At 64.3% G+C, this 19996-nt stretch carries 31 protein-coding genes; 20 read left to right on the top strand and 11 right to left on the bottom strand.

The features are described from left to right. Position 1: 1 nt before the first annotated feature. Both FHR22_RS04670 and FHR22_RS04665 read left to right on the top strand, forming a co-directional pair. Complete coding sequence (locus FHR22_RS04670; RefSeq protein ID WP_166940766.1) at positions 2-778, top strand: N-formylglutamate amidohydrolase; 777 nt, start codon at positions 2-4, stop codon at positions 776-778. Between the two features lie 93 nt (positions 779-871). Then, positions 872-1111 carry a DUF3606 domain-containing protein gene (locus tag FHR22_RS04665; RefSeq protein ID WP_166939443.1) on the top strand — a complete coding sequence of 80 codons (240 nt, stop codon included), beginning with the start codon at positions 872-874 and terminating at the stop codon, positions 1109-1111. Positions 1112-1301: 190 nt separating this feature from the next. Here the strand turns inward: FHR22_RS04665 and FHR22_RS04660 are convergent, their stop codons facing one another. Beyond that, positions 1302-1865: a type 1 glutamine amidotransferase domain-containing protein gene (locus tag FHR22_RS04660; protein WP_166939440.1), complete on the bottom strand. Its 564-nt coding sequence runs from the start codon at positions 1863-1865 to the stop codon at positions 1302-1304. Positions 1866-1998: 133 nt separating this feature from the next. On the opposite strand from FHR22_RS04660, the gene FHR22_RS04655 reads away from it, so the two are divergent. The 4 genes from FHR22_RS04655 to FHR22_RS04640 all read left to right on the top strand — a co-directional run bounded on the left by FHR22_RS04655 (position 1999) and on the right by FHR22_RS04640 (position 3793). Continuing rightward, a complete protein-coding gene (locus FHR22_RS04655) occupies positions 1999-2370 on the top strand; it encodes a PRC-barrel domain-containing protein (protein WP_166939438.1) in 372 nt (123 codons plus the stop codon). A gap of 91 nt (positions 2371-2461) precedes the next feature. Next, entirely contained in the window at positions 2462-2686 is a 225-nt protein-coding gene (locus FHR22_RS04650; RefSeq protein ID WP_166939436.1) for a pepsin/retropepsin-like aspartic protease family protein, read from the top strand. 24 nt (positions 2687-2710) lie between these two features. Then, positions 2711-3319, top strand: coding sequence for an NAD(P)H-dependent oxidoreductase (locus FHR22_RS04645; protein ID WP_166939434.1), 609 nt, complete (start codon positions 2711-2713; stop codon positions 3317-3319). A gap of 297 nt (positions 3320-3616) precedes the next feature. After that, positions 3617-3793, top strand: coding sequence for a hypothetical protein (locus FHR22_RS04640; RefSeq protein ID WP_166939431.1), 177 nt, complete (start codon positions 3617-3619; stop codon positions 3791-3793). Positions 3794-3885: 92 nt separating this feature from the next. Here FHR22_RS04640 and FHR22_RS04635 read toward each other — a convergent pair whose 3' ends face one another. Beyond that, on the bottom strand, positions 3886-4023 hold the full coding sequence (locus FHR22_RS04635; protein WP_166939429.1) for a hypothetical protein: 138 nt from the start codon (positions 4021-4023) through the stop codon (positions 3886-3888). A 203-nt stretch (positions 4024-4226) separates the two neighbouring features. Between FHR22_RS04635 and FHR22_RS04630 the strand changes: the two genes are divergently transcribed. Then, entirely contained in the window at positions 4227-4721 is a 495-nt protein-coding gene (locus FHR22_RS04630; protein WP_341786549.1) for an alpha-ketoglutarate-dependent dioxygenase AlkB, read from the top strand. A 34-nt stretch (positions 4722-4755) separates the two neighbouring features. Here FHR22_RS04630 and FHR22_RS04625 read toward each other — a convergent pair whose 3' ends face one another. Both FHR22_RS04625 and FHR22_RS04620 read right to left on the bottom strand, forming a co-directional pair. Next, positions 4756-5028 carry a hypothetical protein gene (locus FHR22_RS04625; protein ID WP_166939424.1) on the bottom strand — a complete coding sequence of 91 codons (273 nt, stop codon included), beginning with the start codon at positions 5026-5028 and terminating at the stop codon, positions 4756-4758. Then, on the bottom strand, positions 5028-5207 hold the full coding sequence (locus tag FHR22_RS04620; RefSeq protein WP_166939422.1) for a DUF3606 domain-containing protein: 180 nt from the start codon (positions 5205-5207) through the stop codon (positions 5028-5030). The genes FHR22_RS04625 and FHR22_RS04620 overlap by 1 nt, the downstream gene beginning before the upstream one ends. Positions 5208-5302: 95 nt before the next feature. On the opposite strand from FHR22_RS04620, the gene FHR22_RS04615 reads away from it, so the two are divergent. The 3 genes from FHR22_RS04615 (at position 5303) to FHR22_RS04605 (ending at position 7398) form a co-directional block, all read left to right on the top strand. After that, positions 5303-5524 carry a hypothetical protein gene (locus FHR22_RS04615; protein ID WP_166939420.1) on the top strand — a complete coding sequence of 74 codons (222 nt, stop codon included), beginning with the start codon at positions 5303-5305 and terminating at the stop codon, positions 5522-5524. Next, positions 5521-6327 carry an exodeoxyribonuclease III gene (gene xth, locus FHR22_RS04610; protein WP_166939417.1) on the top strand — a complete coding sequence of 269 codons (807 nt, stop codon included), beginning with the start codon at positions 5521-5523 and terminating at the stop codon, positions 6325-6327. Before FHR22_RS04615 ends, xth begins: the two co-directional genes overlap by 4 nt. Before the next feature lie 276 nt (positions 6328-6603). Further along, a complete protein-coding gene (locus FHR22_RS04605) occupies positions 6604-7398 on the top strand; it encodes a BON domain-containing protein (RefSeq protein ID WP_166939415.1) in 795 nt (264 codons plus the stop codon). 311 nt (positions 7399-7709) lie between these two features. Here FHR22_RS04605 and FHR22_RS04600 read toward each other — a convergent pair whose 3' ends face one another. After that, a complete protein-coding gene (locus tag FHR22_RS04600; RefSeq protein ID WP_243853469.1) occupies positions 7710-8288 on the bottom strand; it encodes a DUF4142 domain-containing protein in 579 nt (192 codons plus the stop codon). 216 nt (positions 8289-8504) lie between these two features. On the opposite strand from FHR22_RS04600, the gene FHR22_RS04595 reads away from it, so the two are divergent. Beyond that, positions 8505-9149 carry a murein L,D-transpeptidase catalytic domain family protein gene (locus FHR22_RS04595; RefSeq protein ID WP_166939412.1) on the top strand — a complete coding sequence of 215 codons (645 nt, stop codon included), beginning with the start codon at positions 8505-8507 and terminating at the stop codon, positions 9147-9149. A gap of 325 nt (positions 9150-9474) precedes the next feature. Beyond that, positions 9475-10227 carry a plasmid partitioning protein RepB C-terminal domain-containing protein gene (locus FHR22_RS22790; protein ID WP_481883013.1) on the top strand — a complete coding sequence of 251 codons (753 nt, stop codon included), beginning with the start codon at positions 9475-9477 and terminating at the stop codon, positions 10225-10227. Between the two features lie 500 nt (positions 10228-10727). On the opposite strand, the gene FHR22_RS04585 is transcribed toward FHR22_RS22790, so the two are convergent. Continuing rightward, a complete protein-coding gene (locus tag FHR22_RS04585) occupies positions 10728-11903 on the bottom strand; it encodes a winged helix-turn-helix domain-containing protein (RefSeq protein ID WP_243853467.1) in 1176 nt (391 codons plus the stop codon). A 456-nt stretch (positions 11904-12359) separates the two neighbouring features. On the opposite strand from FHR22_RS04585, the gene FHR22_RS04580 reads away from it, so the two are divergent. Further along, a complete protein-coding gene (locus FHR22_RS04580; protein WP_166939408.1) occupies positions 12360-12839 on the top strand; it encodes a hypothetical protein in 480 nt (159 codons plus the stop codon). Between the two features lie 532 nt (positions 12840-13371). On the opposite strand, the gene FHR22_RS04575 is transcribed toward FHR22_RS04580, so the two are convergent. Genes FHR22_RS04575 through FHR22_RS04560 form a run of 4 tightly spaced genes read right to left on the bottom strand, consistent with a single transcriptional unit; the run spans position 13372 to position 14830 of the window. Beyond that, a complete protein-coding gene (locus FHR22_RS04575) occupies positions 13372-13641 on the bottom strand; it encodes a hypothetical protein (RefSeq protein WP_166939406.1) in 270 nt (89 codons plus the stop codon). Between the two features lie 32 nt (positions 13642-13673). After that, positions 13674-13907 (bottom strand): hypothetical protein, encoded by a 234-nt coding sequence (locus tag FHR22_RS04570; protein WP_166939404.1) that lies wholly within the window; start codon positions 13905-13907, stop codon positions 13674-13676. Continuing rightward, positions 13897-14199, bottom strand: coding sequence for a DUF2384 domain-containing protein (locus FHR22_RS04565; protein ID WP_208417478.1), 303 nt, complete (start codon positions 14197-14199; stop codon positions 13897-13899). Before FHR22_RS04565 ends, FHR22_RS04570 begins: the two co-directional genes overlap by 11 nt. Continuing rightward, positions 14189-14830, bottom strand: a complete 642-nt coding sequence (locus tag FHR22_RS04560) for a hypothetical protein (protein WP_166939399.1) — start codon at positions 14828-14830, stop codon at positions 14189-14191. Before FHR22_RS04560 ends, FHR22_RS04565 begins: the two co-directional genes overlap by 11 nt. Positions 14831-15198: 368 nt before the next feature. On the opposite strand from FHR22_RS04560, the gene FHR22_RS04555 reads away from it, so the two are divergent. From FHR22_RS04555 to arsH, 7 genes are all read left to right on the top strand, one after another. After that, a complete protein-coding gene (locus FHR22_RS04555; RefSeq protein ID WP_166939397.1) occupies positions 15199-15405 on the top strand; it encodes a cold-shock protein in 207 nt (68 codons plus the stop codon). 8 nt (positions 15406-15413) lie between these two features. Continuing rightward, on the top strand, positions 15414-15668 hold the full coding sequence (gene infA, locus FHR22_RS04550) for a translation initiation factor IF-1 (protein WP_166939394.1): 255 nt from the start codon (positions 15414-15416) through the stop codon (positions 15666-15668). A 180-nt stretch (positions 15669-15848) separates the two neighbouring features. Further along, positions 15849-16061, top strand: coding sequence for a hypothetical protein (locus FHR22_RS04545; RefSeq protein ID WP_166939392.1), 213 nt, complete (start codon positions 15849-15851; stop codon positions 16059-16061). Positions 16062-16421: 360 nt separating this feature from the next. After that, complete coding sequence (locus tag FHR22_RS04540; RefSeq protein WP_166939390.1) at positions 16422-16751, top strand: ArsR/SmtB family transcription factor; 330 nt, start codon at positions 16422-16424, stop codon at positions 16749-16751. A 13-nt stretch (positions 16752-16764) separates the two neighbouring features. After that, positions 16765-17193, top strand: coding sequence for an arsenate reductase (glutaredoxin) (gene arsC, locus FHR22_RS04535; protein ID WP_166939387.1), 429 nt, complete (start codon positions 16765-16767; stop codon positions 17191-17193). A 10-nt stretch (positions 17194-17203) separates the two neighbouring features. Further along, positions 17204-18280 (top strand): ACR3 family arsenite efflux transporter, encoded by a 1077-nt coding sequence (gene arsB / locus FHR22_RS04530; protein ID WP_341786547.1) that lies wholly within the window; start codon positions 17204-17206, stop codon positions 18278-18280. After that, positions 18277-19044, top strand: coding sequence for an arsenical resistance protein ArsH (gene arsH, locus FHR22_RS04525; protein ID WP_166939383.1), 768 nt, complete (start codon positions 18277-18279; stop codon positions 19042-19044). Before arsB ends, arsH begins: the two co-directional genes overlap by 4 nt. Before the next feature lie 236 nt (positions 19045-19280). On the opposite strand, the gene FHR22_RS04520 is transcribed toward arsH, so the two are convergent. Continuing rightward, on the bottom strand, positions 19281-19970 hold the full coding sequence (locus FHR22_RS04520) for a hypothetical protein (protein ID WP_243853607.1): 690 nt from the start codon (positions 19968-19970) through the stop codon (positions 19281-19283). Positions 19971-19996 lie beyond the last annotated feature (26 nt).

The raw sequence follows: 19996 nt of genomic DNA, 5'->3' as shown, positions 1-19996 counted from the left end.
GATGTCGCTGTCGGACAGCCTCTTGCTCGCAGACGAACCGGCGCCCGCTCAGTGGGTCAACGCAGGCGGACGCGCTCCGTTCCTCCTGCTCGGCGATCATGCCGGCAACGCGATTCCCCGCGCGCTCGGCACGCTGGGCCTGTCCGGACAGGATCGCGAGCGCCACATCGCTTGGGATATCGGAGTTCATGCGCTCGGCATCGCGCTCGCCGGGGCGCTCGACGCGCCCTTCCTCTTCCAGCCCTATTCGCGGCTCGTGATCGACTGCAACCGTAACCCGGCGCACCCCGAGGCGGCGCCGGCCATGTCCGACGGCAGCGCGATCCCGGGCAATCGACGGCTTCAGGCCCGTGATCTTGCGGCGCGGATCGCGGCAATCCACGCCCCCTATCATGCCGAAATCGCGGCGGAGATCGCGCGGCGCGGCGCGGCGGCGCGACCGACGATCCTGCTCGCGCTCCACAGCTTCACGCCCGCGCTCGGCGGCCGCGCCCGTCCCTGGCACGCTGGAGTCCTCTACGATCGGGGCGACACACGATTTGCCGAGGCACTGCTCGCGGGACTGCGCGCGCAAGCCGACCTCGTCGTCGGCGATAACGAGCCCTACCGCATGGATGCCACCGACTTTAGCGTCCCGCACCATGCCTATCCGGCCGGCCTCCCTTATGCCGAAATCGAGGTCCGGCAGGACGGTCTCGAAATGCCCGCCGGCGTCGAGCGCTGGTGCGAGGCGCTGCACCGCGCCTGCACGGCAGCGCTGCCCTCCGTTATCGCCTGACCGGCTTATCCGTTCACCGCAGACCCGGGAACGGAGCGCGCCGGACGCGCGTTCAACAGACGGCGATTTTCGACGCCGACGGGATGGAGCAGGATGCAGGCACAAATCGTACCGGACGGCGGCCGGATCAATCGCAGCAGTGTGGACGCGATGCGCGCCTGGTCGGCGATCCTCGGCGTTACCCAAGTCGAAATCCTCGTCGCGGTCGCCGCGGTCGGTCCCCGATATCAGGATGTGCAATCCTATCTCGCCGAAGATTTCTGCTTTTCGAGCCGCGAAGGCGAAACCGCGCTGGCCCCCGTCCCGCCCGAGGCGAGGAGTCTCGCCGCCTGACGGCAACGCCCAGGCGTTATGATCACGCGGCCGTTTCGCGCCGACGTCGACGCGGGGTGCCAAAGGGGACATGAGAGCGCGGCGTTTTTCCAGGGCGCGGCGCCCCCAACAATCGTAACGACCGTCATTGTTGCGCGCCGGCGTCACCAGCGTGCGCGGGAGCGCGCGCCCGACGGCGCCCGGCGCGCGCTCAGTCGGCGTGCGCCGCTGCGTCGGCGACGGCGGTTATGATCGCGTTGCAGAAGGCATCGAGATCGTGGGGACACCGGCTCGTGATGAGGTTGCCGTCGACGACGACGGCTTCGTCGACCACATCGGCGCCTGCGTTCGCGACATCGGTACGGATCGATTTGTAGCTCGTCATGCGGCGCCCTTTCGCAAGGCCCGCCTCGACGAGAAGCCAGGGTGCATGACAGATGGCGGCGACGGGCTTGTCGGCCGCTGCGAAGCCTTTGATCAGCGCGATCGCCGCCGTCTCGACGCGCAGAAGATCGGGATTGATCTGTCCGCCGGGAAGAACCAGCGCATCATAATCGTCGATGTCGACGTCGGCGATCTCGAGATCGACCTCGATATCGTCGCCCCAGTCATCTTTGTCCCAGCCGGTGATCTCAGCCGTGTCGAGCGAGGCGATATCGACGGTGGCGCCCGCCTCGCGCAGCCGCGCGAGCGGCACCTCGAGTTCGGACTGTTCGAAGCCATCGGTGGCCATGATCAGGATGCGATGCGCGGCGAGAGGGGTCGAGGCTGCCATGGTAAAACTCCTTGTCTGCTCCTGTGACAATGCGCGGGAGAGTCAGATGTTGCCTCGCTCATCCCGTCTTTGCCCGCCCCGCCGGAACCCCCGCGCGGCTCGCCTGTTGTGAGGATGACCACAAGGAGGCCCGATGACCGATATTGACGAACCGACCCAGCTGCTGTGCCAGTCGAACAAGGCCGACACGATGGGGGTCAAGACGCGTGACGGCGACAAGCTCGGATCGATCCACGCGTTCATGATCAACAAGCGAACCGGCCAGGCGGTCTATGCGGTACTGTCCATCGGCGGCTTCCTCGGCATGGGGAAAGCCTATTATCCCCTGCCCTTCCGCCTGCTCGCATTCGAGGCGACAAGCGATTCCTATGTCGTGACCATCGACCGGCGCGTGCTCGAAGGCGGCCCGAGCTGGGCCGCCAATGCGCCGCTGTTCGATCAGGCCTATGCCGATCGTGTCGCAAGCTATTACGAGGTCGCCAAGGAAGATTTGACGCTCGGCTAGGCCGGCGCGCTCCGTTCTCCGGGCATTTCTCACCCACTCAGTAGAAATCGTGGTTCCACGAGCCTCGGCCTCGATGACTGGAGATCGGTCCGTGCGGGCCGATACCACAACGCTCGACCGTTTCGAAACCGGGCGCATCGAAGCAAGAAAGCTCAAGGTCGTCATCTCGCGGGCTCTCCGCGACAGTGTCGTGCCCGGCATGAATTTCCTGTCCGCGTTCCAGTCCTGGCACGTAGAGGGCCGCACCCTCATCCTCGTTCCCCCGCGGAAGACACCGACCGGCCAGTGGAACCGGCGCCCGGAACGATCATTGTAGGGAGGGGGCTCAAGGAGACGTCCCGTGCCCTCGCTCACCGCATCCGCCATCAACTGCTCGCTCTCGGCGAAGGGGCGCAAGAGTTCGACCGACGCCATGATCGCGGTCCTTGCCGAGCATTTCGCCGAGCATGACATCGAGGTCGGCGACCCGATCCGCATCGCCGCACACATGGTAAAATGGGGCGTCTCGTCCGACGAGGGCGACGGCGACGCCTGGCCAGCTATCCGTGAGCGGATCCTCGCCTCCGACATCCTCATCTTCGGCACCCCGATCTGGATGGGACAGCCGTCCAGCGTCGCAAAGCTCGTGCTCGAACGCATGGACGCGTTTCTCGCGGAGACCGACGAGGCCGGCCGCATGCCGAGCTATTCGAAAGTCGCTGTCGCGGCGATCGTCGGCAACGAGGACGGGGCGCATCATGTCTGCGCCGAACTGTTCCAGGCGTTGAACGACGTCGGCTGGACGATCCCGGCGGTCGCGGGGTGCTACTGGGTCGGCGAAGCCATGGGATCGGTCGACTTCAAGGATCTCGACCACCGCCCGCGCATGATCACGGGGACCGCGAAGATGGTGGCGGCAAATGCAGCGCATCTGGCGGGTCTTCTCAAGCGATCGCCCTATCCCGGATGACGCCGTCACGGTGCGGCACCGCAATGGCGGCACGCTAAACGCACGGCCGGGTCTTCTTTGCGGAGATGGAAATCGTGCGCCGCGAGCCCTCCGACGAGGGGCGCAGGCGGCCCGCGGCGGCACGAGATTGATCGCACATGGCACCGGCAGACCCGGGGATCTCCGCATGACCCGTGCAGGATCGAAACCCCGGAATATCGCGAAAGTTGCGCCGCGAGATGAAGATAAATTCTCCGGCCGGAACGCAACTTTCGATACCGCTCGCCGGTTTTTTCCGCATCAACGAAGGAGATGATCATGAGCGTCAAAGGACAGATCAAAGAAGCCGCCGGTTATGTGAAAGAAGAAGCCTTCGAGGCCGGCGACAGCCCCGAGGCCAAGCGCAAGGCGCAGGAAGGCCGCGACCTTCGCAACGAAGGCCGCATCGAAGATGGCAAGCCGCCGAAGACCGGCACGCCGGGCACCGAAAACTAGGAATCCTCCGCCACTCCTCCCGTGGTAAACTTGGCCCGCTTCGGCGGGCCTTTTATCGGCCCGCAGACCGCCGCCGCCCCCTCGACGTCGGGTCACATGTCGGTAATACGGATATCCTCGCGCGCAGGCACATTCGGTACGCCTTCGGGCATATCCACCCTGATATGGAGGTCGTCGAAATTTTCGGCGATCGACGCGACATCGATCTCGAGCCGATAATTTTTACACATCGGCGGTGGTCCGTTGCCCTTGCGACTCCTTACCGTTCCCATTATGTTCCAGACATGGGCATCGCGCCAACGCCTTTCGGGCCGCTGCGCAAGCAAGCCGGACTTCCGCTGTGACCCGGCCCGCCGCAGGGGTACCGCCGCCGCCGCAGGGAGACCTTTTCGGCCCTGCGCTTCTTCCCGGCCTGACATACGCCGGCGAGGTCGTGAGCGCGAGCGAAGAGAAGGAGCTTGTCGCGCGCATCGAAACCGCCGGACTGGCGCCATTCCAGTTCCAGCAATGGGAAGGCAAGCGGCTCACCCGCTCGTTCGGCTGGACATACGACTTCCAGACCGGCCGCTTCGCCCCGGGCGAGCCAATCCCGGACTGGCTCGAGGACGTCCGCGGCCGCGCCGCCGGATTTGCGGGTGTCGACCCCGCCTCCCTCGAGCAGGCGCTCGTCATTCAATATGGTCCGGGCGCGGGCATCGGCTGGCACAAGGACCGCCCGGTCTTCGGGCACGTCATCGGCCTCTCGCTCGGCGCGCCCGCGACCATGCGTTTCCGGCGGAGGGGCGGCACCAGGTTCGAGCGCGCGACGGCCGATCTCGCGCCGCGATCGATTTATCATATGCAGGGCGAAGTCCGAGATGACTGGGAGCATAGCATTGCGGCGATGCATGCGCCGCGCTGGTCGGTCACCTTCCGAAGCCTTCGCTGACCGGCCGCCGCGGCCGGCAAGCGGTGCGGCGCGGTCAGTTGTCGGCGATCGTCTCGTCCTCGATCGCCGCGCGGATCATCCGCTCCCAGACGTCGCCGTCGCCGACCGCGAGCATGCGCCCGCTCGGCTCGCGCAGCGTGCGCAGGACGGCCAGGGCGGCGTCGGTATATTCGGGCCAGAGATCGTTGACGGCTTCGCCCGCCGAGGCGAGGTCGCCTTCGGCATTCCGGCTGAGCGCATGACCCGCGAGCGCGCGCGCGATGCGCTCGACGGGCGCGGTCGCCGCGCGATCATGTTCGCGCGCCATCACGGACACCTCAGATAGGCACGCACGGCGTCGACCGAGTTGCCGACCGCGTCGACCGCCTCGCGCAGTTCGTCCTCGCTCACGCCGAGAGTCGCCATCCAGTCGCGGACCTCATGATCTTCACCAAGGCTGATCCGGTCGCGGTCATGCGAACCGACGCTGTTCATCTTCACGGTCATGCTGCGCTCCTGATTGATGCCCGGTCAACGCCCGCTTGCATAAAGGGTTGCCGCGCCGGGACGGAACGAAGCACGCCTCTTCGAGTAGTCACGTCATGTCCCGCACCTCCACCCGGACGTCGGCGCCCGCGCCTGTCCCGTCGCCGGGACCGGCGGCCCTGCCCGACGCGGTGGTGAGGTCCGGCATCTGCTCCGCGACGGATTTCGACGGTTGCCGCGCGCCGACCATCGTCGGCGAGACAAAGGTGCGTCTGGAGCGCGCCAGCACCGGGCTCGCTGGCCGCGGCGGTGCCGATCGCAAGCTCCCGGGCCTGTGAAAATCGCGACCTTCAATGTCAACGGGATCGGCGGCCGCTTGCCCATCCTCCTCAAATGGCTCGCCCTCGCCGAGCCCGACATCGTCGTACTGCAGGAACTCAAGGCGCCGCAGGAAGCCTTTCCGCGCGCGGCCATCGCGGAGGCGGGATACCAGGCGATCTGGCATGGCCAGCGCCGCTGGAACGGGGTTGCACTCCTCAGCCGCGTCGGCGAAATCCACGAGACCCGCCGCGGCTTGCCCGGCGATCCAGGGGACGAGCAAAGCCGTTATATCGAGGCAGCGGTCGGCGGCGTGCTGATCGCGGGCCTCTATCTCCCCAACGGCAACCCCCGTCCCGGCCCCAAGTTCGACTACAAGCTCGCCTGGATGGAACGCCTCGACGCGCACCTCGCCACGCTCGTCGACCTCAAGGCGCCGGTCGTCGTCGTCGGCGACTTCAACGTCATCCCGACCGACGAAGATGTCTACAAGCCCGAGCGCTGGAAGGACGACGCCCTCTTCGCCCCCGAAGCGAAGGCCGCATTCAAGCGCCTGCTCGATCAGGGCTGGACCGATGCGGTCCGCCATCTTCACCCGGATGAGACTCTCTACACGTTCTGGCCATATTGGCGGAACGCCTTCGCGCGCGACGCCGGAATCCGGATCGATCACCTGCTGCTCAACCCTCTCGCCAAGGCTTTGCTCAAGGCCGCCGAAGTCGATCTTCGCCCGCGCGGATGGGAGAAAACCAGCGATCACACGCCCGTCTGGATCGAGCTTGCCGAGCCGGCGAAACGCAAACGCGCAAAGCGCGTCGCGTGACCCGACGAGCCGATGCCATCCGCCACGAGAAGGGCTGCCGCGCGGAGCGATGAACGGCGCCCGCCGCGCGCGACATAGGCAACGCTTCGCTCGCCGCGCGGGCTGGTCGCGCGAGGATGCGAGAGCCTGTGCGAGGCGATTTTTCCCGAGGCCGGGCGTATCCGCCGAACGGGCCGTCGCGGGGGGTTCGATTGGGGGAACTTCCGCCAAGCCGACGCGTCAATTCGTCAGGCTTGGGGGTTGCCGCCCCAGGCAACCTGCCCGCCGAGACGCAAGATGGACAGGTTTGACGACCGCACCCCGCTCTGGGATTATAGCGACAATCGAAGCCCCGATTACCGCGATGCAGCCCCGCGCTGGGACCGTGCCCGTGCCGAGGAAGCGGCTCGCACCTATGTAGCTGACGAGGAAGGCGACGATCGTTCGCGCGACCGGTACAGCCAGCAGCGCCGGGATCGCGCAAATTATCGCCGCGAAAGCGGCCAGCGCGAGCGCTATGGCGCCGACTACGCGCGCGAGCCGGGTGGTCGCCGCCAGGACTATTATGGCAGCCGAAGCGACTATGACCGGTATCAGGACGCCGCGGGCGACGCGCGCGGCGGCGCCTGGGATCGTTCGGGTTTCGGCTGGCCCGCCGAACTCGGTTACCCGCCCGCACCCGGCTACTCGCCTTATGGGCGCTCGAACCCGACGCGCGAGCGCGATTATCGCTCCGACGAGCGCGGGTTCATGGAGCGCGCCGGCGACGAAGTCATGTCCTGGTTCGGCGATCGCGATGCGCAGCGCCGGCCCGAGCTCGACCACCGGGGCCGGGGTCCCAAAAACTACGCACGATCCGACGAGCGTATCCGCGAGGATGTCAATGACCGGCTGACCGAAGATGTGTGGATCGATGCTTCCGAGATCGAGGTGAGCGTCGCCGATGGCGAGGTGACCCTCGCCGGCACGGTAGAAGACCGCCGTGGGAAGCGCCGCGCCGAGGATATCGCCGACGGCGTCTCGGGCGTCAAACATGTGCAGAATAATCTGCGCTACACCTCGGGCGTCGTCAGCCCGAAGATCCAGAGCTGAGCTCCAGCCTCGAATGAGGGAGCGGGTGGTGGCCCGCTCCCTTTTTCGGTACGCAAGCGGTCGGGAGCGCGGCACATATGGGTAGCTCCCGACCCGCCGCCTCTTCACGATCGAAGGCGCGCGCTGGCGCCCCGCTGCCCCGGCCGTATTGCTTCGACGACTCCGATTATCGGAATGGCAGGGTCGACGGCAAAGCCTCTCCTGCCCGGCGGCAACGCGAGCTGCAATCCGATGAGACGGGGCCGCGGCCCGCGGTCGCGACCCCGCAACCGTCCCGCGCCTGGAGGGAGCCCGAGCGCGAGCCGATCGGATCAGCGCTTCGCGGCAAGCTTGCCAAGTTCGGCGCGGTGCGCCTCGACGACCGGCACGATTTCGGAAGCCGCCTTCTTCAGGCTCGGCGTGTCCCCGCTCGCGGCATAAGCCTTATGAAGCGCGAGCGCGGCATCATGCGCGGCCGTCTGGTTCGCGAGATAAAGCGCGTCGATCGAGGCCGCGTCGGCGGCCTTGATGTCATCGAGCATCTTCTGCTGGTCGGCATCGAGCTTCGGCGGGGCCACATCGATCTTCGCCTCGGCCGCCGCGGCCTTCACTTTCGCGGTCGACTTGGCGTGATTGTCGATCATCATCTGCGCGAAGGCCTTCACGTCTGCGTTGGTCGACTTGGCAAGAAGCGCCTTCGAGGATTCGATTTCCCACATGTCGCCGGCGCCGGCCTTGGCGATATAACCCGCCGCGTCGACCGGGGTCGCCGGCGTGCCGGCGGGCGCGGTCATTTCGGCGGGAGCAGCCTGATCGACCGTTGCCGTTTCGGCGGGAGGCGGTGCGGAGTCGTTGTTCGACCCGCAAGCCGCCAAAAACACGGCGAGGCTGAGAACAGAGGCGTTTTTCATCGGGATTCTCCAAGACAAGTCGCCCGCCCCGCGATGATCCAGCAACGTGGCGCACGGGAGGAGGTTCCCCCGCCGGAGCGGTCGTCCGCGAACGGTTCGGCCATGCGCGCGCACGGTGCGGCGCGTCCGGCGCCTGGCGGGCCTTCAATCGCTCCGCCGGTCGCCTATATGAAGCCGATGACCGACCTGCCCTTTCGACCGGGCCGGCGAACCCTGATGATGTCGGGCGCAGCGGTAGCGGCCAGCCTCCTGACCCGCTCGACCGCGGGACCGCTTTCGAGCGTTTTGCCGGAGCGACCCGTTGCCGTGGCTCCGTCGCCGCGTCCGCAAACGCAGAGCATCAGAGACGCCGCACTCGATCCGCAGCTGCTGCGCAAGGCGCTTGCGGCGCTCGACAGCCACGCCGGCGCGATCCGGCACCGCGACCGCATCGCCATCGTCGATTTTGCGGCGCCCTCGTCCGACGCGCGCTTCCACTTCCTCGACGTGGCGAGCGGCCAGGCGTCGCGGCTGCTCGTGGCGCACGGAAGCGGATCCGATCCGCTGCATACGGGCTGGGCCGAGCGCTTCTCCAACGCGTCGGGATCGAACGCGTCGAGCGAGGGTGCGTTTGTGACCGGCGACTATTATGTCGGCAAGCATGGCCGCTCGCAGCGGCTCGCCGGGCTCGACCCGACCAACGATCATGCGATGGAGCGCGCGATCGTCATTCACGGCGCCTGGTACGCCGATGAGACCATGATTGCGGCGCATGGCAAATTGGGACGCAGCCAAGGCTGCTTCGCGGTGGGCGATGCGTGCCTCGACGCGGTGTTCGACCATCTCGGGACGGGCCGGCTGCTGTATGCGGCCCGCGCCTAGGCAAAATCGCCGACAATATATCACCCGGTTCGCGACCGCGCCGGAACGCCGCCTCCGCTCCCGGGTTATCTCTTCAGGCCGCCGAGGAGATTTGCGTGCGTTATGGAGTGATTGCGTGTTCGTTGCTTGCCCTGTCCCTTACCCTTTCCGGATGCAATTTTTCATCCAGCTCCTCGCCATCGGGCCTGACCGCCGAAAATGCCCGCTGGACCGACGCCACTGCGAAGCAATTGCGCGCCGCGATCGATGGCCGCGCCGCGCATGCAAGAAATATGCCCAGATTGTAAGCTCGATCAAGGCCATCGGGCTCGTCGAAGCGCCCGTTGTGATCGCGGCTCCGGGAGATTGCGGCCAATATTATCTGCTCGATGGCCATTTGAGGATCGAGGTCCTCAAGCAGCTTTCCATCGCATCGATCGAATGCCTCGTCGCCACCGACGAGGATACCTACAGCTATAACAAGCGCATCAACCGCCTTCCTCCCGTCCAGGAACATCGGATGATCGTCCGGGCGATCGAGCGCGGCGTCGCCCCGGCACAAATTGCCGATGCGCTCGGACTCGAAATCCAGACCGTCAAACGGCGCTCGCGGCTCCTCGACGGTATCAGCTCCGACGCCGCAGAGATGCTGAAAGAGACGAACTGCCCGATGGCCGTTTTCGACACGCTGCGCCGCATGTCGTCGCTGCGCCAGGTCGAGGCTGCCGACCTCATGATCGGACAGAATAATTTCACCGCGGCCTTTGCCAAGGCGCTCCTCGCCGCCACGCCCGACGATCAACTCGCAAAACCGCCGAAAAATCGGAATGGCAACGCGAACGCGAGTCCGAACAGCCAGCAGCTCGCGCGCATGGAACGCGAACTGGCCGTGCTGCAAACGCGCATAAAGTCGGTCGAGGACAGCTATGGCATCGACAATCTGCACCTGACCCTCGCGCGCGGCTATGTCGCGAAGCTTCTCGGCAATTCGGGCGTGGTCCGCTGGCTCTCGCATAATCGGCAGGAGTATCTCGCGGAATTTCAGCGCATCGCCGAGATCGACACACTGGCTGCGGGGACCGAGCTGGTCTTGCCGTAAACGATGGGGACCCGGACCCGAAAGCGCGGGGACCGCGGGAGACGCCGCACGCTGGGGCGGATCAAGCGCGGAGGTGGGAATGGCGGCGAACCCGCAGTGAGCCCACCAAGGCCGGACGCCATATTCCGGCCGAAGGGGCATTGGCGCGCCGAGAGCGCACGGCACGCCAATGCCGCCCCTCGCCGAACGCCGGTCTCGTTCCGCCGTCCCGGCCTGGGTGCATCGAGGATAATGCCGGCATGGAGTTATATGGTTTTCCTGCTCTTGCGTATGCACGCAGCACCCCGCCTATGGTCGCATCATCTTTTGAGCGATCGTGCAAAGCTGCGGCGGCTCTCGATGAAGGCAGCGAGCATATGGGGAACAAGCGTCTCGGCCACGCCATAGGCGGCCTATCAAACAACCTGAGATTGCCGAAAACCTCAATCTTCCAATTCTGACAAAGCTAGGTCCGCAAACCTCCCTAGAGGCGTGCTGCGGCTACTCCTGCACCCGTCGGCTCAGACAACCGCCCCGATATGGACGGCGCCGAGGCCAAGCCACCCCGCCATGCCCTCGAGTTCGCCCTTCAACCGCTCGACCGTCTCGGCTGGAGCACCCGGTTCGAGCGTGACACGCGGCGCTCGCAGGACGCCGGCATTACGGTCGGATTTGAGATCGACCCGCGCCACCAGGGCTTCGTCGAGCAGGAACGGCAGGACATAATAACCGTGCCTGCGCTTGTCCTGAGGGACATAAATCTCGATGCGATAGTGAAAATCGAAGAGCCGCTCCGCGCGTCCACGCTCCCAGACCAAGGGGTCGAACGGCGCCAGCAGGGCCGCGCCACCTATCTTGCGCGGTGACCGTACATCGCGGTGCATCCAGGCCTTCACATTCCAGCCGCTTACATTGGCGGGCACGAGGACGCCCGCGTCGACGAGATCGGCGATGGCATGATCGGCTTCGCCGGGCTTCAGCCGGTAATAGTCCCTGATATCCGCCGCGGTCGCAATCCCGAGCGCCCGCGCGCTGCGTTCGACGAGCGCCCGCTGTGCGCTCGCGGCATCGGGCGTCGGCAAATCGAGCACCGCCTGCGGAATAACCCGCTCACTCAGGTCGTAGATGCGCGCGAAACTGCCCCGGCGCGTCGACGTCGTAATCCTGCCGGCCCAGAAGAGATATTCGAGGACATGCTTGGTCGGGCTCCATTCCCACCAGCCGGACTTGCTCGCCCCCTTCTCGAAATCGGCAGCAGCCATCGGCCCCTCGTCGGCAATCCGGGCCAGCACGAGATCGACCTCGCGCCGTCCCTCGGTCGCAAGCCGGCGCAGCGCCCGGTAGCCGATCTCGCCGCGCTCGGCCCGCGCCATCCGCCAGCGCAGGAGCGGATGAAGATCGATCGGCAGCAGCGAGGCTTCATGGGCCCAATATTCGAAGAAGCGCCGCCGGCGCTTCGGCCCCCAGGCATCGCGCTCCAGCAGCGTCCGATCATAGGGACCGAGCCGCGAGAAGGCCGGCAGATAATGCGCTCTGGTGAGTGCATTGACGCTGTCGATCTGAAACAGGCCCAACCTGTCGGCCACGCGGCGAACATGCGCGGCGTTCGGCTGCTCGGGGCGGCGCGCACCGAATCCTTGTGCCGCCAGCGCGATCCGTCGCGCCTCCTTCGCCGAAATCTCCAGTTTCATTGTCATCCTGCGCGCCGCCTCCCCGCGCATCCGAATAGTTGCGGGCAAATGATCGTCCTAGCAGCAAAACGCCGGCGCCAGACAATCCAAATCGGGAAAGACGGTTTTCCGAAGGGGCGTTCTTCAGCCCGCCCCTGGGCGCGATCTTCATACCGCAACCATGATCGATCGGGGCGCGTCACGAATGGCGAGACGGAAGTCACGGCGTCTGCCTGTTTTGTAAGTGCCGGGCACGCTTTTGACCGTTCGGAAGCGCCAGTCCTGGCATTTGGCAGCGACGTCGCAATCGAAGAGGCCCACCAAAACGAATGCAATTTTTCCGGACGATTGCCAACAGGATCGTGCAATATTGAATAACACACCCCACGCGGGCAAGCGGTGCTTCCGCGGATGGTCCGCCGGGAAATCCCATGCCTGTTTCGGGTCGCTGATTGAAAATCCGGGCGGGGGAAGTGAGGCACCATGACGGCCGATGAATTTCCACACGATGCCCAACAACCGGGGCTGCGCTCGTTCGTCATTTACGACGAACTCCCTCCCGGTTGCATTGCCTTCGAAGACATCGAGGGCGAGAGCTTTCCGCACATCCGGAAAGGCGAACTCGCGGTCGTAGATACGCGCGACCGGGAATTGGATGAAGGGGAGATGTATCTCATCCAATGGCAGACCAGCTCGCGCACGACGCTTGCGGGACTCACCAAAAGGTGGGTGAATATCTGCAATCCGGATCGCTCGACCACGCCTAGGGAACTCTGGTTCGTCGGATCTTTCGCAGGCCAGCAACTCATGACGCTGGAAGGCAAGCCATGCGGCGAGCGCATTCGATTTATGGATGGTCCGTATGAAGACGAATATGTGCGGGATATCCTCATCGGCAGAGTCATCGGCATCTTTGCGCCGAACTCCCGAATCGCTGTAACCCCCGGGGGGTTAGCCAGCTAATTCGGAGCGAGCTTCGTGCTCCCACAGACCCGGAGGATGAGTTTGCTGAATCTGGCCGGCAACCGACAGGGAGCTTTCGAGCCAAGCTGAGAGAAGCGGACGTTCGTTATCAGCGGGTCGCGATGACGTGAAACAACCGGGATCGGTCATTTCCTTGCTTCGTCCTGACGCCCGGTGCTGGCGGCGCGGGCGGCAGCCGCACTGCGGCTTTCCGCACATCTCTGAAGGCGGGCGGTATCTCCGGCCCTGCGGTTCGCGACGGATAGTCTGTTTCGCGACGAGATGAAATCGGATCGCCCATATCTGCCGCAGCTTCAGCGAACGTTTCGCACCGACCTTCTTGTCAGGATTCCACGCGGGGCGCGGCGTCGATTAATCAAACTCCGATCTTCCCATCACAATTCTCCTTCGACCAACATGGCCGGCGGAAAAGCGTTCGAGCGGCGCTGAAGTCCGAAGATAGGCCTGTCGCTGTTCGTCGTCGCTACCGTTGAACCGGTTACGAATCCGGATCCGAATCCAAATTCCAAACTTAAAAACGGGGCAGCGAGAGCAAGGCAACGGGCGGAAAAGCCCCGCTTTTTATGGTCAGGTAATAGCGCCGAGACGAACCTTGCTCCCTGGCGACCACATCGACCTCTTCATTCTGAAACCACACCCAGAAGCGATGCGTCCCCGCGTTAATCCAGTCGACGATCTGATCGGCGAGAAACAGGCTCTCGCCCACCTTCACCGCGGCGATATGATGCGTCTGGCCATTACCGGTACCTTCGCGCACAGCGATAATCTCATAGTCGGCCATATCGTGACGTCCGATCCTCTTGCGCGGGCCAGCTAGTAGCGAACCGGAACGATGCGGATCCGGTCGATAGCGCCAGGGGACGCTCGCGACCGGGCGATGGCAGCGGCGCGAAGCTCATCGAGAGCGATGACTTCATAGCCGTTTTCGTCGGGCTGCATGGGAAGATCGGTTTCGACGACAAGAATGACCTTTCGCGCAAGGCCGTCGATCTCCCACTCGAACCAGCAGCGGACGATATGACTGGCTCCTTCTCGATCATCCTCCATGCGGCGCATCCCGGACAAGGGATCGTGCGCGAAGCTCGCGCTCGACGCTCGCATAGCCGGCGTCGCTTCGCGTCGCGACCGCGATGGGACGCCCGCTCAGAATAGTGTCTTCGGTGTTGAGAAAGTCGAGCGCCGCGTCGCGTCCGCCAAGCAGTTGGAACGCCAGCGCGCTGATCGCGCCTTGCCGCTGCGCATCGTCCGGCGCAAGGGGTGTGACCTTGCGATTTCGCCGAAACGGGTTTGTACGCGCGCTCGCCAAAGCGGTGCGCAGCTTATCGTGCTCAGAGGTCATTGGCTTGTTTTCCTTCGGCTCCACTGCTGGAGCCCTGGCGCCGGAGCGCGGCGCGCGCGTCGTCGATATTCGAATATCGGAATGGCCCGACCCGGAATTGTTCCACATATGTGTGGACGATGCCCGCTTCCGATAGCGACCGAAACGGCTGGAGATGCACCGCATCGGCTGGATGCAAATCAGGCAAGGCCGACAACTTGGCTTCAAGCGCGGCCAGCTTGTCCTCGTCGAGACCAAGCGCGCGATAGATATCGCGTCCGATAACCCAGATATCCTCCTGGACCGCAGCAAGCCGGCCGACGATGTCTTCCAGGCCGAAGGCCGCCCTTTCCTCCCCGGTCATCGCCAGCGCCTCGTTGACGAGCAATTCGGCAATCAGCGTGTCGCCAACAAAAAATGGGTAGTCGTTTGCCGGATCGGAAACAGGTGGGTCAGCCTTCGGACCAACATGTTCCGGCGTGATAACCCCTGCAAAGCCGTCGGCCAGCCCACGGCGCTCGCGATACTCATTGATCCGCTTCGTATAATAGCGGGGCAGATCGAAGTTCGGAAGCAAGTGACCGTCGCGCCGGGCCTGGCTTACCGCCATGAGCGCCATCTGGTGATGATAGAGAAGTTGGTTGAGATCCATGTCTGCTCCCTTTTGCGGGAGCGCGATTGTCTCTCAGTCACCGGCATGCAATGCCAAGCCGGCGATAGTCTCATGTGGGCGTCCCGATGCTGCATTACAAGCCATCTGCATGTCGAAAGGTCCTGATCGAACCTCAGGCGCCCCAGGCGAACATCGACCTCCTGCTCTCGGCCGACTATTTGTCGACGTAACTGAAAGCCGAGGAATTCCTTGATTTTTTGAGATCGCTGACTTATATGCAGATCGCTAACGTCGCCTGCGACGAAATTTGATGCCCCCCTGCGGGGGTCGCTTCTTCCCTTCTCACGCTTCCAGCTCTGCCGGTGCTTTTGCCGGCGGATACCCTGTTTTCGTGAAAGGAAACATCCATGCCGATCGGCAACGTCAAATTCTTCAACAGCGACAAGGGCTATGGCTTCATCGCAGCCGCGGATGGCTCGGGCGACAGCTTCGTCCACGTCACCGCCGTCGAGCGCGCCGGGATGGCGACGCTGAACAAGGACCAGCGCCTCAGCTACGACCTCGAGACCGGCCGTGACGGCAAGGTTTCGGCCGTAAATCTCGAAGCGGCCTGACGCGTCGGGTGGCCAAGGAAGAGCTTCTCACCTTCGACGGCATGATCGACGAGATCCTGCCCGACGGGCGCTTTCGCGTCGAACTCGAAAATGGCCACCGGCTCATTGCCTACACCGCCGGACGGATGCGGCGTTTCCGCATCCGCTCGGTGGTGGACGATGCCGTGCGCGTCGAAATGACGCCCTATGACCTGACCAAGGGTCGCATCGTCTATCGCGATCGCGGCCCTGGCAATCCGGACGCCGCAAGCAAGCGGCGCTGACACTAATATTCAAGAAGACCAACATGTTTCAGAATAATATCTACCCCGGCCTTGCAGGCCTTTCACAGGCAGGGAGGCCGATACGCCTCCGCCCGGAGGCTCGGCGCTCGCCGACGTTATCGCGCCGCGAACTCCGCCGTCTCATCGCCGACATGATCGACTGATCGAAAGGACCTCACCGTGGCCGCTACAGCAACAAGCGTTCATTATCGCGAGCAGGCAGAACGGTGCGAGGCCGAAGCCGCTGCGGCCGAGCAGACGCAGGTGCGTGATCGCAGCCTGCGCTCGGCCGCGGCCTGGCATGCCATGGCGGTTCGCCAGATGAAGTCCGAAAAGGCGCGAGCCGAAAGAGACCATCTCGCGAATGAGGTGCGCAAGCAATGCCTCGCATGAGCGATGGTTCGGCAACGCCATCCTAACGCTTCTGGCTGCCTTTTCCGAATATCTAGCCGGGAGACCTTAATGTACGCAGCAATGGCTTCCGGTGGCAAAAAGGGTCCTACCAAGCGGGGGCCGGCCCAGCCTGCGACCGAAGTACCACCCCATCCCGATCCAACACGGCGTCTTCCGGACCCAATCGGGCAGAAGAACGGCTACACACCGATGCCCACCCTTCAATAGCTGTTCCATATCGCCGGTAGCCGGGCGAACTCTCCTATATTGCCCGAACCGAGTCATCGGCCGGCCCGCCCGACCTATCGGGTATTTCCGATATGATTTGACGGACGCAGATGCATCGGATAATTCCGATACATGAACATCGGTTCCGCACTTCCTGCTCTTGCCGCCCTTTCCCACCCCACGCGTCTCGAGGCCTTTCGCCTGCTTGTCCGGCATGAGCCGGAAGGCCTGTCGACCGGCGAGCTTGTCGACGCATCGGGTCTCACGCAGAGCACCTTCTCGACGCATCTCGCGGTGCTGGCCAAGGCAGGCCTCGTCAAATCCGAAAAACAAGGGCGACAGCAGATCCAGCGAGCCGATATCGACACGCTTCGGGATCTGATGCTCTTCCTTGCGAAGGACTGTTGCCAAGGCCACCCCGAGCTATGCGAGCCGCTGCTCGCCGAACTCACCTGCTGCTGAAGGAACGGGCTCCGTGACCGACATCGTCATCTACCACAATCCCGACTGCGGCACCTCGCGCAACACGCTCGCGCTGATCCGCAATGCCGGGGTCGAGCCGCATGTCATCGAATATCTGAAGACACCACCGTGTCGCGCACTGCTCGAGCAATTAATCGAACGCGCGGGTATCACACCGCGCGAGTTGCTGCGCGAGAAGGGCACGCCTTATGCGGACATCGGCCTCGGGGACGAAAGCCTTACCGATCGCGCGCTCGTCGATGCCATGATGGCGCATCCGATCCTCATCAACCGCCCGCTCGTCGTCTCGCCGCTCGGAGTCAAGCTCTGCCGTCCCTCCGAAGCCGTCCTCGATATCCTGCCCGCACGGCAGCTTGGCGCCTTCACCAAGGAAGATGGCGAACAGGTGGTCGATGCGGCCGGCAATCGCGTTCAGGCCTGATGAAAATATCGTGACCATTGCCGCCAAGCGCGAACGCCTGTCGTTCCTCGACCGCTATCTGACGCTCTGGATCTTCCTCGCGATGGGGCTCGGCGTCCTCTTGGGGTCGGTCTTCAAGGGGCTGCCCGCCGCGATCGACGCCATGTCGGTTGGCACGACGAACATCCCGATCGCGATCGGCCTCATCCTGATGATGTATCCGCCGCTCGCCCGCGTGCGCTATGACGAACTGCCACGCGTGTTCGCGGACAAGCGCGTGCTCGCAATCTCGCTCGTCCAGAACTGGATCATCGGGCCGGTGCTGATGTTCGCGCTCGCGGTCCTCTTCCTCTCGGACAGACCCGAATATATGACAGGCCTGATCCTGATCGGTCTCGCCCGCTGCATCGCGATGGTGATCGTCTGGAACCAGCTCGCGAAGGGCGACAATCAATATGTCGCGGCGCTCGTCGCCTTCAACTCGATCTTCCAGATCCTCTTCTTCAGCATCTACGCCTGGTTCTTCCTCACCGTGCTGCCGCCGCTGTTCGGCCTCGAAGGCAGCGTCATCGACGTGAGCTTCTGGACCATCGCCGAGGCGGTCCTCACCTATCTCGGCATCCCCTTCCTCGCAGGATATCTCACGCGCCGCTTCCTCGCTCGCGCGAAAGGAGACGAGTGGTACGAGACGCGCTTCCTGCCCAGCATCGGCCCGATCACGCTCGTCGCGCTGCTGTTCACGATCGTCGCGATGTTCAGCCTCAAGGGCGGCGAGATCGTCACCATCCCTGCCGACGTCGTCCGGATCGCAATCCCGCTCATCATCTACTTCGTCGTGCAATTCCTCATCAGCTTCTGGATGGGCAGGCTGATCGAGGCCGACTATCCGCGCACCACCGCGGTCGCCTTCACCGCGGCGGGAAATAATTTCGAGCTCGCGATTGCTGTCACGATCGCCGCCTTCGGCCTTGCCTCGCCGGTCGCCTTCGCTGCCGTCATCGGCCCGCTGGTCGAAGTGCCCATCCTCATCCTGCTCGTCGGCGTCGCCTTTCGCCTCGGACGCCGCTGGTTCCCGGCCACCACGCCTTCAGAAGCCCGAGTATCATGACAGAACAGACCCATCACCGCCTTCGCACTCTCTCCGACCCGGACCATCTCCCGGCGCTCAGCCCGGAATTTCTTCGCACGCAGCCCGCGCTCGGCCTCGGACCGCTCGATCCCGCCCCGCGCATTCTTCTGCTCTACGGCTCCTTGCGCGAACGCTCCTATTCGCGGCTCGTCGTCGAGGAGACCGCACGCCTGCTCCAGCTCTTTGGCTGCGAAACGCGCATCTTCGATCCGTCAGACCTGCCGCTTCCCGATCAGATTGCCGACGACGATCATCCGGCGGTCGAAGAACTCAGGCAGCACTCCCTCTGGTCGGAAGGCCAGGTCTGGTGCAGCCCCGAGCGCCATGGGCAGATCACCGGCATCATGAAAGCGCAGGTCGATCATCTTCCGCTCGCCTATAAGGGCCTCCGCCCGACGCAAGGCCGCACGCTCGCGGTGATGCAGGTGTCGGCGGGGTCGCAGTCGTTCAACAGCGTCAATACGCTGCGCATCCTCGGCCGCTGGATGCGGATGATCACCATCCCCAACCAGTCGAGTGTCGCGAAGGCCTGGCAGGAGTTCGACGAAGCGGGCCGCATGCTGCCGTCGAGTTACTATGACCGGATCGTCGACGTCGCCGAGGAACTCGTGCGGTTCACCGTGCTCACGCGCGGCCACGCCGACCAGCTCGTCGACCGCTATTCGGAACGCAAGGACCGAAACGAGCCGGTTCTTACACCCGCCGAGATGGCCGGAATTCCCGGGACGACATCGGCCGCGTGAGATCAAAGAACAGCCGGGCGGTTCAACTTTTCTCGAAGAGACGCTTCAAACTCGCGTGGAGAATGAAGGTTGATCGGCCGATCTTGACGGTGTCGATGGTACTTGCTCGACCAGCTCATATAGGGTCGAGCGCGGAATGCCGGTGAACTTTACAGCATCGGCGATGCATAGGCTGACCGGCTCGGTCGGCAAGATCTCTTGCGCTACCAACGCAGTTCGCTCGCGCTCCTCGACGTTCATCCTCCACCTCGCACTGGCATAGAGGAACGGAGAGCGAAGCTTGCGATTTCGTCTCGCGAGAGCCAACCTTCGACATCGGCCTGCCGCCTCGCGAGATCGAGCGGCGGCAGTGCCGTGGCAAACCGCGACACGCCCGATCCGTCGAAGCTGTGGGCGCCGGCCGCCGCGCAAAGTCGGATGCGCCGCGCACTATTGACCCGGCCAACATGACATATTGCGCCGCGCGCGCGTGCGAACCGTGCCCAACCCGCCATCGTCGCCAGCTTCCACTCGGTATCGCCACCGACGAAGACCCCGACGCGCGGCCCCACCAGGTCGCGGACATGCGCGGGCAGGATGCCGTTCTGGACAGCGACCATGAAGCGCGCCTTGGCAAGGGAACGACGATTGCGGAGTCGGGCGAGCCAGGTCCGCGAAAATTTCAGCGATGCCATGCCGCCCATGACGATGTCGGGCACGACGATCCAATCCGCATCGGCGCCGAGCCGGGCAATAGCGCGCTCGAACGCGGCTTCGTCAAACGGCTCGCCGCGCTGGAACGAAGTCCATGCACCATTGTCGAGGGTATAGCGGAATCCTTCCGTCCGCAGCGCGCCGCGGGCCGACACCATCAGCCTCCACCCGGCACGGCGCAGGGCATCGAGGTTGCGGCGCGTACCGGTGCGCGAAGCATAGGCGATCATCATCCCCCGTTCCTCTCCGTTCTCGGCGC

The organism is Sphingopyxis panaciterrae, assembly GCF_011762125.1.
Lineage (GTDB): Bacteria > Pseudomonadota > Alphaproteobacteria > Sphingomonadales > Sphingomonadaceae > Sphingopyxis > Sphingopyxis panaciterrae.
The sequence above is the reverse complement of the archived record's forward strand: the minus strand, read 5'-3'. Positions and strand labels throughout refer to the sequence as shown.

What these genes read in the sequence shown, in the direction of transcription:
- FHR22_RS04670 (WP_166940766.1), top strand. Translation starts at nt 2, where the DNA reads ATGTCGCTGTCGGACAGCCTCTTGCTCGCAGACGAACCGGCGCCCGCT.
- FHR22_RS04665 (WP_166939443.1), top strand. Translation starts at nt 872, where the DNA reads ATGCAGGCACAAATCGTACCGGACGGCGGCCGGATCAATCGCAGCAGT.
- FHR22_RS04660 (WP_166939440.1), bottom strand. Translation starts at nt 1,865, where the DNA reads ATGGCAGCCTCGACCCCTCTCGCCGCGCATCGCATCCTGATCATGGCC.
- FHR22_RS04655 (WP_166939438.1), top strand. Translation starts at nt 1,999, where the DNA reads ATGACCGATATTGACGAACCGACCCAGCTGCTGTGCCAGTCGAACAAG.
- FHR22_RS04640 (WP_166939431.1), top strand. Translation starts at nt 3,617, where the DNA reads ATGAGCGTCAAAGGACAGATCAAAGAAGCCGCCGGTTATGTGAAAGAA.
- FHR22_RS04635 (WP_166939429.1), bottom strand. Translation starts at nt 4,023, where the DNA reads ATGTGTAAAAATTATCGGCTCGAGATCGATGTCGCGTCGATCGCCGAA.
- FHR22_RS04625 (WP_166939424.1), bottom strand. Translation starts at nt 5,028, where the DNA reads ATGGCGCGCGAACATGATCGCGCGGCGACCGCGCCCGTCGAGCGCATC.
- FHR22_RS04620 (WP_166939422.1), bottom strand. Translation starts at nt 5,207, where the DNA reads ATGACCGTGAAGATGAACAGCGTCGGTTCGCATGACCGCGACCGGATC.
- FHR22_RS04615 (WP_166939420.1), top strand. Translation starts at nt 5,303, where the DNA reads ATGTCCCGCACCTCCACCCGGACGTCGGCGCCCGCGCCTGTCCCGTCG.
- FHR22_RS04605 (WP_166939415.1), top strand. Translation starts at nt 6,604, where the DNA reads ATGGACAGGTTTGACGACCGCACCCCGCTCTGGGATTATAGCGACAAT.
- FHR22_RS04600 (WP_243853469.1), bottom strand. Translation starts at nt 8,288, where the DNA reads ATGAAAAACGCCTCTGTTCTCAGCCTCGCCGTGTTTTTGGCGGCTTGC.
- FHR22_RS04595 (WP_166939412.1), top strand. Translation starts at nt 8,505, where the DNA reads ATGATGTCGGGCGCAGCGGTAGCGGCCAGCCTCCTGACCCGCTCGACC.
- FHR22_RS04585 (WP_243853467.1), bottom strand. Translation starts at nt 11,903, where the DNA reads ATGACAATGAAACTGGAGATTTCGGCGAAGGAGGCGCGACGGATCGCG.
- FHR22_RS04580 (WP_166939408.1), top strand. Translation starts at nt 12,360, where the DNA reads ATGACGGCCGATGAATTTCCACACGATGCCCAACAACCGGGGCTGCGC.
- FHR22_RS04575 (WP_166939406.1), bottom strand. Translation starts at nt 13,641, where the DNA reads ATGGCCGACTATGAGATTATCGCTGTGCGCGAAGGTACCGGTAATGGC.
- FHR22_RS04570 (WP_166939404.1), bottom strand. Translation starts at nt 13,907, where the DNA reads ATGGAGGATGATCGAGAAGGAGCCAGTCATATCGTCCGCTGCTGGTTC.
- FHR22_RS04565 (WP_208417478.1), bottom strand. Translation starts at nt 14,199, where the DNA reads ATGACCTCTGAGCACGATAAGCTGCGCACCGCTTTGGCGAGCGCGCGT.
- FHR22_RS04560 (WP_166939399.1), bottom strand. Translation starts at nt 14,830, where the DNA reads ATGGATCTCAACCAACTTCTCTATCATCACCAGATGGCGCTCATGGCG.
- FHR22_RS04555 (WP_166939397.1), top strand. Translation starts at nt 15,199, where the DNA reads ATGCCGATCGGCAACGTCAAATTCTTCAACAGCGACAAGGGCTATGGC.
- FHR22_RS04540 (WP_166939390.1), top strand. Translation starts at nt 16,422, where the DNA reads ATGAACATCGGTTCCGCACTTCCTGCTCTTGCCGCCCTTTCCCACCCC.
- arsH (WP_166939383.1), top strand. Translation starts at nt 18,277, where the DNA reads ATGACAGAACAGACCCATCACCGCCTTCGCACTCTCTCCGACCCGGAC.
- FHR22_RS04520 (WP_243853607.1), bottom strand. Translation starts at nt 19,970, where the DNA reads ATGATGATCGCCTATGCTTCGCGCACCGGTACGCGCCGCAACCTCGAT.